The sequence below is a fragment of the Leyella stercorea DSM 18206 genome, assembly GCF_000235885.1.
Classification (GTDB): domain Bacteria; phylum Bacteroidota; class Bacteroidia; order Bacteroidales; family Bacteroidaceae; genus Prevotella; species Prevotella stercorea.
The window spans coordinates 38,328-48,887 of sequence record NZ_JH379411.1 but is presented as its reverse complement, the minus strand read 5'-3'; the positions used below and the strand labels follow the sequence as shown (position 1 = coordinate 48,887).

8 protein-coding genes are annotated in these 10,560 nt (G+C 37.5%); all 8 read right to left on the bottom strand.

Annotated elements, in window-relative coordinates; translation table 11 throughout:
- Positions 1–437: 437 nt before the first annotated feature.
- On the bottom strand, positions 438–2,444 hold the full coding sequence (locus HMPREF0673_RS05360; RefSeq protein ID WP_007899084.1) for an ATP-binding protein: 2,007 nt from the start codon (positions 2,442–2,444) through the stop codon (positions 438–440).
- A gap of 258 nt (positions 2,445–2,702) precedes the next feature.
- Positions 2,703–3,668, bottom strand: a complete 966-nt coding sequence (locus HMPREF0673_RS05355) for a hypothetical protein (RefSeq protein WP_007899082.1) — start codon at positions 3,666–3,668, stop codon at positions 2,703–2,705.
- Complete coding sequence (locus HMPREF0673_RS05350) at positions 3,658–4,920, bottom strand: DUF262 domain-containing protein (protein ID WP_007899080.1); 1,263 nt, start codon at positions 4,918–4,920, stop codon at positions 3,658–3,660. Before HMPREF0673_RS05350 ends, HMPREF0673_RS05355 begins: the two co-directional genes overlap by 11 nt.
- 26 nt (positions 4,921–4,946) lie before the next feature.
- Positions 4,947–6,575 (bottom strand): reverse transcriptase domain-containing protein, encoded by a 1,629-nt coding sequence (locus HMPREF0673_RS05345; RefSeq protein ID WP_216589882.1) that lies wholly within the window; start codon positions 6,573–6,575, stop codon positions 4,947–4,949.
- 277 nt (positions 6,576–6,852) lie between these two features.
- Positions 6,853–7,863, bottom strand: coding sequence for a BT4734/BF3469 family protein (locus HMPREF0673_RS05340; protein WP_007899074.1), 1,011 nt, complete (start codon positions 7,861–7,863; stop codon positions 6,853–6,855).
- Positions 7,864–8,514: 651 nt separating this feature from the next.
- Positions 8,515–9,225 (bottom strand): hypothetical protein, encoded by a 711-nt coding sequence (locus tag HMPREF0673_RS05335; protein ID WP_007899068.1) that lies wholly within the window; start codon positions 9,223–9,225, stop codon positions 8,515–8,517.
- Positions 9,226–9,429: 204 nt separating this feature from the next.
- Complete coding sequence (locus HMPREF0673_RS05330; RefSeq protein WP_007899065.1) at positions 9,430–10,275, bottom strand: alpha/beta hydrolase-fold protein; 846 nt, start codon at positions 10,273–10,275, stop codon at positions 9,430–9,432.
- A 13-nt stretch (positions 10,276–10,288) separates the two neighbouring features.
- Positions 10,289–10,560, bottom strand: a 272-nt coding sequence (locus HMPREF0673_RS14695; protein WP_216589880.1) for a hypothetical protein, incomplete at its 5' end; no start/stop codon positions are given.

The window sequence follows — 10,560 nt, the reverse complement described above, 5'->3', positions numbered from 1 at the left end:
TTCTAATTTAAGCCCTAATTTGAGTGCTTACTGAGATGTTAAAATTTTACTTGTTTATTGACGATTACATACATTTTACACACAAGTGATTTTCGGCTGCACTCGGCATAGCTCAAACATGTTTGGCTCTGCGCTCGTTTGCATGAAAATTCTTAGCTATCCGCTTGTTATTGTCTGATGATTGATTTGACATAATATATATGTTTTACGTTTTAAATTGTTTTATATGTATTGCGTTATGCTTGCACAAAGCAACGAACTTAAAATTGTGTTTACTGCTGACAGAAATGTATTACAAAGTCATCCACCCCCAACGCATTCAATATCACACGGCTCGTATACAACGACACTACCATCATAAAGAGCATACGGAAGTAAAGAAGCGAGGTATTCTTAGCTATACGCTTATTGTTATCTGATGTTTTGGGTGAGATAGTTTATTCTAATCCTAATTTGTGGAAGAAAATTTTATTGCGCATTGTCGCATCATCAATCACTTTTTTAAATGACATGATTTCTACATATGCGTTATAGCTTGATACATATCCAAAATAACCTTCATCATCAGGACTGACTGTCAGATTGGATTGCTCTGCGAACTCTCTGATTTGCGAAACTATATCACAGACAATATATACATAAACTGGCGTAGATTGCCTGTTTACTTTGACAGGTTCGATGCCATCGGGCATTTCATACTTTCCATCAAGTATTTTTCTTGAATATCTGAGAGCTTGCGAGATTGGATTATCTGCATCAGAATAATCCTTCCTTTTAGGTCTCTTGAATTCGATTACGGTTACAGGAGACGTGATGCTGTTTTCTCCATTTCTGAAAAACATCCTCTCGTTATAGAAGACCACTACATCTGGCTCTTTGTGGTCTTTTTTAGAAATCACTTTATCTGACGCAATGTAATGACTAAACACAAGTCTTTCATCCAAGAGCCACAAGTTATGATCTTCATAATCAACCTCTCTATCATCCTTTATCATAGGGAAGAACAAATTATGAAGTTCACTCTCTAAGTGAGCGCTACCAGAATCTGTTCTTTTGCGAAGTTCATTATAGAGGTCTATAACTTTCTTCCTGCTACAAACATAATGGGCTAAGTCATTCTTGCCTTCATCTGTTACTTTTGAAAACAAATCTTTGACCTGCTCCTTTATATTGTCTGTATTTATATCTTCTTGCGAAGCCAGAAGATCATTTATCTCAATACGAGACTTCTGTTCTTTCTCAAATTTAATTTTCTGAAATCTTAGTTCCAAATCTAAATCTGATATTCCTAAGGGGAGGTTTTCCATGTCCAGATCTTTCAACAAGCTCTTGTTCCAAGGTGCTATACTCGAAACATAATCCAGTACTTTTTGTTTCTTTGCCTGAAATTTTTCTTGAATGTAATCCTTGAAGAATTTCTTCGTTATAAGACTAGCTTCTCTTTCGATTCGTTCAACGGATATGTCGGCAAAAATGTCTTCTTCATTATGGGCTAATGAGAAATCACCTCTTTCTGTATCAACATGGTCATCCAAATATTTTCCAATTACATAGGAACGGATAGCATAATTTCTTTGTTTCCCATTTTCTATATCAATCAAAGTATCTTTAAATTCAGGAACATAATTGTGTATGGGGCTATTTGTAACCTCTCGGCGGTGTGCTGTTAAAATCACTTTATTTGCCAAAGAGGAGAAATAGACTTTATACGATTTTACAGTAAATCGATGCTTTGTATGCTTTTTATCTTGTAATACGAAAGATTCTTCTTGAACAAACTGGATTGTATCATTCTTGCTTACAAAATCATTTAAGACAATAGGATTAGTTCCATCACTCTCTTTCAATGTTATAATAGGCATGCCTTCTGTATTATCCACAAAAAGCACCAAAAGGCGTTCCACAAGTTTTCTTGCTATAACATTTAACCCATTGTCGGCATTATAACCTTTCACTGCGGATTTCAAATGAAGTATTGTCTTGCAAGCAACAATCTCTTCTTGACACAATTCATTAGTTTCATTCTCGATAATTTCTTCATTGTGACCAAAGTCAAAAGTTCTATGCCAATACTTATTTTCAAAACAATAATAACTGTCAATAGACACTTTTTTAAAATACTTGAGATACATAAATCTTCCAAAACCTTTTCCACCAGATTCGTATTTATGTCCTGATAGATAGGTATCGAAAGAGTCTCGATTTGCGTCAGTAAAGCCAACTCCATTGTCTATGACATCAAAGCCAATGATAGAACCACAAACAGAATCCTCTTTATCATTAAAGCTTTTCTGACCATCTCTGATAGCTATAATATCAATAGAGCCATTAGGACGCTTGCCTATAGAGTCTATAGAATTACATACAGCCTCAATTATTGGGGTCAAATATGTTGTTTGGGCTTTAATGCCTTTCACTATTCCAGAAATATTTAACTTGCTCATAGTATTTGTTTAATTATTGTCCCGTTAGAGCCGACAATCGCTCTTTGAATTAATTGAAATACAGTCTTTTGTAAGAGATTTCAAATGTTAGACGATTTGAATTCTCTACTAAGCAGCATCATATAAATGCCTGCTATATTCAAAGTCTACATCCCTAATATCAAAGAACTTTATCATCCTTTTTAAATGGCTATTTGAATAATCATTTAACTGATCCCGAGTTTAACGTGACACAAATGAGGCATAAATACAAGTAATTTAAAGAACAAAACGAGAAGTTACTGCTAATTCTCTATAATAGTTATACAACTTTGATATAACAGAATCCATCAACACAATCAATGTATAACGAAAGAAATAATTGTAATACATATAATTGTTATCAGCAATTTTAGTAAGTGATGGTAGATTGCGTTGATAGGACATAGTATTATGAGCACAACGATTACGATGGTCATAAACTACAGTTTTATAAAAGCCTACCATACCACCACCTAAAAGAGACATTCCTTTGTTGTTTATTATAGCAAAGTCTTTACTTTTAAACTTGATGTTAAGTTTTGTTATATAGTTACTATTCTCTCTTGGAAACCACTCTTTTAATTGAGATTTATTTAATATCTCTTTTATTATGCTTAATTGTTTTTGAAACCATTCGTCTCGCTTTATACTGCTAAGAAGAATTAGGAAATCCTCTTCTGGAAATGGTTTGTTATAAATGCCATTTTTAAGCTTATCTATTTCAGAATCATTCATTGGATTACCTAAAGATTGTCTTTTTTCTATGATAGTTAAGACGTGTTTATTCCGTGCTTTTTCTATCTTTTTTTCCCAATCTAAACGTTCCGCTTCAACTACAGAGGTCTCTATTTCTATATCATCCCATATACGATATAGCTCAAATTTAGAATCTATTTCTTTGATACATCTAATAATATCATTAAAAATATTGTTCTTCTCATCATATGAAGAACATTCTCCATAGTTTTTATTATGAAGGAAATCATATCTATACGAATAATTGTTCGTGGCTAATTCCCAACATATACACTTCATCTTTTGCTCCAAAGCCCCAGTCAACTTAAGAAATAATGACTGCATAAAATATTCAGCCATAGGAAAACTCTCAATACCACCATTCAACGAATTGCAAGCATTGATTCCTGATTTCAAGATTTCTATTAATGATTCTGAAATAAAGTCAGAATGAATATCAGTGTACATATTTTGAATAAATTTTTACAGATTTCTTAATTCTATCACGCAACAATCCAAGCTGATTCGGTGATTTGGCATAACCTGTTTTATCATTTATCTTTGTATGAATTTCTGTTTTCAATTCATTAACAAGGTTAGTGACATCATCATTAAGTTTTTTGCCAATAAAGACAATATGATATATTAGTCCATATAGCCAATAGTCTGCACTAATTAAAGATGAAAAGGATTTATCTTCATTTAACCCCATTTCTGGTATCAATCGTTCTATAGATTTTCGCAACGTAGAATATCGCTGTTTCCAATCATCATGATTTGAAAAAACGTTTTTAAATATGAATTTTTCAAACTTTTGCTTATTCGCCTCTTGGTCTAAACCAAGAATATAAGCAACATAATCGGCATAATACGATTCCCTTGTTGATATTTTAGAATACCATTTCATCACAACACTAACATCATGCGCATCATCAGAATGATATTGTGATAATGGAGCCATGTATCTAACAAGATCAAGTTTGCTTGACTGCATTTTTTCCTTTATCAATATATCGCAAAGTACACTTTTCCCTTCTACATCAATACCTTCAAAGAAATTATAATAATCAGAATTCATATAATAAAGTGAACGTCTGCTTTCCAATGCAGATAGATGCTTACCAAAATAATTGATATTTCTAAATAACTGAGCAAAACTTTGTACTACATCTTCTTGTTTCTTGCAATCAGGCACGATATAGGAAAAACCTAAGAAAGTATTGTCATAGAACTTATCAGACAATACTGGCAACTTCAATTCTTTATATCTCCCATCGCCACGTACCCTATCTTGAATTCTTTGAATTGTATTACCTTTAGGGTCTTCAGAAAGCATTTGTGAAAACGTCCATTTTATAGATTTTTTTTGATTAGAATCATCATCACCTTCATCTGTAACGTCCTCTTTCGTCAATTCGTCTGCATTGGCAAAAGCATCAATATCAGGAATATAGCCAATTTTTGACAGAAGGATTGTCGTAAGGCGTTGTTGCCCATCCAGAATTAAGTTCTGACCATTTACTTTACTATTCGTCTTCATCAATGCAATTGTAACAGGCTGTACAAATTGCTTAGCTTTAAACGATTTGACCAGCTGTTGTATATCATCTTCTTTCCAAACAAAACTACGTTGGTATTCAGGAAGGACTATACTCTTTGACAAGATTAGTTCTATCCAATAATTTAAAGAATACTCTCCATAGTAAACTTTATTTTCCATTATTTTATAAATTTCATTTATAGGTTTCAGTAATTAAAGCATTGCCCATAATAACTATAGGGACACCCCATATATATGAAAAAGCTGTCAGGGTCGTTATCATAGCTAGCAAGCTTACTTAGGCTTGAGCATTCTATTTTGGCAAGTCGCTTCTTGGTCCTGGCAATAACAACCATACGATGTTTATCTAGTTCTCGAAGTTGTTGTGTTGACCAATGGTTTTTATCCAAGATTGAGAATGCACTCATCCAACTGCGTATATTAGGATTGCCTCTAAAATTTCGTAAAGAGACATGACCAACACTTGTTGCTATCAGACGACTCTTTAAACTATTAAGAACAGTTGCAGCACAATAACGTGGTTTAATGCCACCTTGCTCGTACGGTAAAAGTAGCTCATTTGCAATTTTTGTTTGTTTTGCTATATGTCTCTGAAACGACGGTCGGCGAATACGAAGATTCCCCTTCCAGTTGAAATCAAAGCCAACAAATGTAATCCAAGGGTATACATCGTGTCCTTTCTCTCCCCATTCGTATGGTCCACGGGTTTTGCCTTCCCAGAATTCCTTCATTTTGTTGATCTTGATATCCTTGTTTGGATGAGGTATCAAATGAGATTTACTTATCGCTTTATAATAACAATCAAATATCGTTTTAACCTCATCTTTATTCTCGCCTATCAGAATCATATCGTCACAGAAACGGCAATATAGGATATCACGCTTCTGGATTTCTCGTAAAACACAATTGTCAACGAAATGCATAACAATATTAGCTATCAACCCAGACAAAGCACCACCTTGTGGAACGCCTACATATCCTTTTCGTTTTCTTGCTAATTTGTAATTTAGATCTTTTTTATCAACCCACTCAATCACACGAGTAAAATGATCTGGACATTTTTCTTTGCCCCAAAATGGATCTGTTGGCGGTTTTCTATTATAGACAAATACATTCTCTAAAAAATTGAAACAATCAATATACGTCCAAAACCAATAACCAATACGTTCAATATCTTTATTGCTAATTTTCCCTTGCTTCTTAGCCCATTGCAACATTAATGCAAAACGAGTTTTTATAACTCTATGCGAAATAGTGTCATAAAACTTCTGCATATCACATTCTGCAACATAAAGCGACTTGTTCAAATGCCGACATCTGTAATCTCTAACAGCTTCAACAGCATTAAGATGCTGAAGCAAATGTTTGCCTTTTGATGGCATTCTGAAGGCATATGAACAATCATAAAAGTAATCATTAAAAAGCCGGGTCAAATATTTGTTTAGCAGAGAAAAAATTATTTTCTGTATTAAAGGAAAAGAACATACTGGACGATAAATTATCTTCTTCTGCTGCGGTTTGCGTTTTTTCTCAATTACAGAAATTCGTGGGGCTGGTATCATTCCTTCGTTTGAAGTTGCAATCTTTACTACAGCGTCTGCTTTTTTGCAAAGCAACAAATACCAATCTTTCTGACTGTTGTTTTTCTTCGCTTTTAAATATGTCAATTTCAATCTTCGCTCATTGCGAGCCGAGGTATCAAGGGCATTTCTATTTATTTCTCCGATATTACACCAATGTTTTCGCGATGGAAACATATCATACAATTCATTACGTTTTGCCTTTTTACGTTTAGACAATGAATCTGTGTTCAAAAATTCCCTCTTTTGATTTTCTTTAGATTTGCAATCGGCTAATTTACAACGATATTTAATAAATATCATGACTACTTTGTCACGATCTATAAATACATAATTACTTGGCATAAACAAAAAGAAATTACTAAAACAGATGTAATGGCACAACGACTATTGATTAGTACGTTCACCACATAAGATACAGAAGAGAAAAGCGTCACCTTATAAGGGCATGAAAGGAAGGCACCCTCTATTTTTTACATGCCTCAATATACCATAGCTTTTACGCTACAGCCTACCTATCTAGTATGATTCCCTTTTGTTTTGCCAAGTATTTTATTGTATTAATGCTACATCGTCTTTGATTTGACGAATAAGCATTCCATATCAATCGCTCGCTTTTTGCTTCATCATGATTAATACCATCAAGTCGACACAGTTTTAAGAATAAATCTTTTCCTTTTTCAGGATGAAGACTCGAAGCTATTGAAAAAGCCACTTTTACCCAATCTTCCCATGTCTCAGTTATAGACAGATGCCGTTTGGTAAGTTTCTTCAATATATATATTACAAGGCTACGATTGTAGCTGCTGTCTTTGTATCCTGTAGCCTTACCATATAGATCATTCCAATTCTTTGGAACAAAAGTTTTTACTGATTCTGCTTTTATTCCATCTTGTTTAGGTATAACTGGCATATCATCGTTTTTAACTTCAAATACACAAGCCTCTTCTTTTACTACAGCATCTACATCCGAAGACATATAGCATAATCTGCTTATATCAGAACCACTTCTGTCCAATTCGATTTCATATGTAGAAAACAAATATGTAAACAACTGCTGAAAAGCTTTCTTGTGAGACACACTTAATGGAAGGTCATCAAAAGATCCATCATAGTTCAAATGAACAAGTCCTTTGAACCCATGCCCAGAAGGAGATTGCCAATAAGCAGCAATATATGGATCATTCTGAAGACATTTTTCTGTATAAATCATTTCCATTTCTTCCAGTTTGTCTATATCAATGACAAGTAAGCTATTATAATGCTCACATTCCTCTGCTTTATGTCCTTTTGTAAACGTACCACAGAACGTGATAGCAGGCAGCTTCCCTTTTTCCTCTGCATACTTAACACGATCACCAGTTGTCAGAAAATATCTTGCATTATTGACTTCCTTCTGATAGGCACAATTCTTTATACCTCGCAAAACTCTTCCAACAGACATATCGGAATGCTTTTCAGCCTTAACATTCAAGAAGAAGGATACGGGTATTTGCTCCAATGACTCTTTGTTCTTTATCATAAGTTATGATTATCACTATTTCTTAACATTATTCGTTCAAAGCATCTCCTATTTGATTGTTCATTTTTTGCAAAGAAAACTCACGAAGTTTTATATTTTTATTTTTTGGCATAACTATAGATCGTTTCAAATGGTATGAACTCTACATAAGAGCCTTTATACTAATTCGGTTCTAAATAACATGTATTACCAGCATGAATACAATTGGTAAATGCTCCATATGCCAATATAAGGAGGTCCGTACCATTTGGTTTCATAAATTCTTTTCTACTTTATGTCGTTGGCTGCAAACATACGTAATGGTTGCAATCGTATAGGCGGTGAAAATGATGTGTTTCCTGACTATACCCTTGGCTATGTTAGCTAATCACAAGTTCTTCATATGCTCATCAAAATCCTTGCAACATATATAATCATGTTGGATGTAGATTTCAGAATTGAATGTTTGGCGGGATTTGGTGATGCATTCAGAATAGGTGACTGTTGATGTAGATGCGAGGGCATTGAGATTGTGGTTGAAATTATCTATACCGTTTTTATTGACATCAATGTCGGTGACAAGTAAAAAGACGATGGGCATGTCGGAAAATTTATCTGTTTGACAAATAGAATCAACTTCATGGTTAATATAGTGTCTGAAAGTTACTGTTTTCACTCTGCCACCTCAAAATCTTCCTGGTGCACGCCTCTGAGTGCGACGGCGCGGCCGGCGAAGTCGAAGACGAGTTGGCGGTTGCGGTCGATGCGGATGATGTAGCCTTCGTAGTCTTTGAAGGGACCGGTGAGGACGCGGAGCTTCACGTGGTCTTTGGAGAACTTCTCGATGGGGGCGTTGAGGAGGGTGACTTGCTCGGGGTGGGCTTTCAGTACGTTCATAAAGGGCTGCATGATGGTGTCGCGTATGGAGGCAGGACGCCCGTGGCAGCGGTCGTTCACTAAGTGGTACTGAGGAAAATATTGTGATAGGAACTTCTGGATGCTCTTCACGGTGCCTTGCAGAAAGACGAGGCCGCTGATGGTGGGCTTCACGATTTTCTTGACACCGCGTTGTGTCTCCGCATTTTTGTAGGCGTAGCTGGTGGCTTGGTGTATGAAGAAGGGTTGTTTAGTGGGGTGGGTGTTGTCGGCGTTGTATGCTTCAAGCCACTTCTGAAACGACTTTACCGCCATGTGATGTATGAACAGATAGCTCCAGGAGGTGGGCTGCTGAGCAACATCTTCATAATAGCTGCTGTGTTTCGGTATGGGTATAGTTTCTACTCTCGGTGCCGATGGTTTGTCAGCCCCGATTATGTGAATGCCCTTTGGTAAGCGTTGGCTTACACTGGCTGTAGAAGGTGAATCTAAGCAATCCTGCGTCATCTTCGCCGTCTACTTTATGTCCTTGCACATCGCCATAGGTGGCGATAGCAAAAGCATAGTCATTACTAATTGCATGCAAAAAAATATATTAGTAAGTCATATCTCAAAAGTTGCAAGAACTTTTATGAAATTCACACCTTGTGTTTGTCCTCCGTTAGGAGAGATATTTCTGCAAAGATAAGGGTTTTATTTGAATTATGTACCTTATTTATAAAAAATATTCCGTCGGCTGTCAATATTCGTCGACTCTGGTTGTTGTGTGTCTAAGTGTTGTTGGGCAATCTGTTCTATGCACCATGCGAATGCTTCCGCTGTGCGCTCTGCTTCGGCACCGAAATGTCCGCCTTCGTGCCAGCGCAGGGTGACGGCGGTGGGGGAGAGTTGCTGGCAGAGTAGGGCGTGCTCTGCACGCACGCAGTCGCCGATGCGCTTCATGCGCTGGTTGCGACAGTGCTCTTCGCGGTCGCCGAGGGAGAGGTGGATAGGTGTTGTAGTGGTGATATGTTGAGGTGTTGAGATTTGTAGTGTTGTGTTAAGACTGTGATGTGCAGTTGCTTGTGGCGATAGGATGGGGTGTGCAGCGGCATATTCGCCCCAACCATTAATCCAGAGCGAAGGTGAAGCTGCAGCTACGGCGGTGAAGACATCGGTGTTGCGTGCAGCCCAAAGGGCGAAGAGTCCGCCGAGCGAGTAGCCGCCGATGATACAGGGCAGTGCGCCGAAACGCTCGCGAAGCCATGGCAGTAGGGCGTGCTCAATGAAGTGCAGCGTGTCGGGAGCGTGTCTGCCCACCTCCGCGTCGCGCGACACGGCATCGTCAGCCCACGGCATGAGCGCACGCGCCCACTCAACGCAGTCGAAGAAGACCATGGCGAAGCCTGTGGGGCTCGCCTGTGCAATAAGGTCGACCTCGCGTCGCACACCGTCGTTCTTCTCCTCGTGGCGTGCCGACGGCTGTATGAGCAGCACCTGTGGGTCGCCCACGACGAAGAGCTTGCAGGGTGTTTGGATGTTATGTTCTTCTGTGAAGATGGTGTTTGTGTTGGACATATGGTTGGAGTTTTTATGGATTTGCAAAGTTAGTGTTTTTGTTGGATATATGGCTGCTTTTGATGGGTAAAATTAAATGGTGTGGTGGTTGGGTGGTTTGGTTTGTTGGTTGGATGGTTGGTTGGGTGTTTGGTTGGTGTTTGGTTGGTTGGTTGGGTGTTTGGTTGGTTGATTGCTTGGTTGGTGCAGCGGAGACCGCTGCACCCCCTATGAGGGCTGCGTGGAGGGTCGCGTAGAGGGCTGCGTGGAGGGCTGCGTGGATATGGCAAGATGCCATATCCTCCT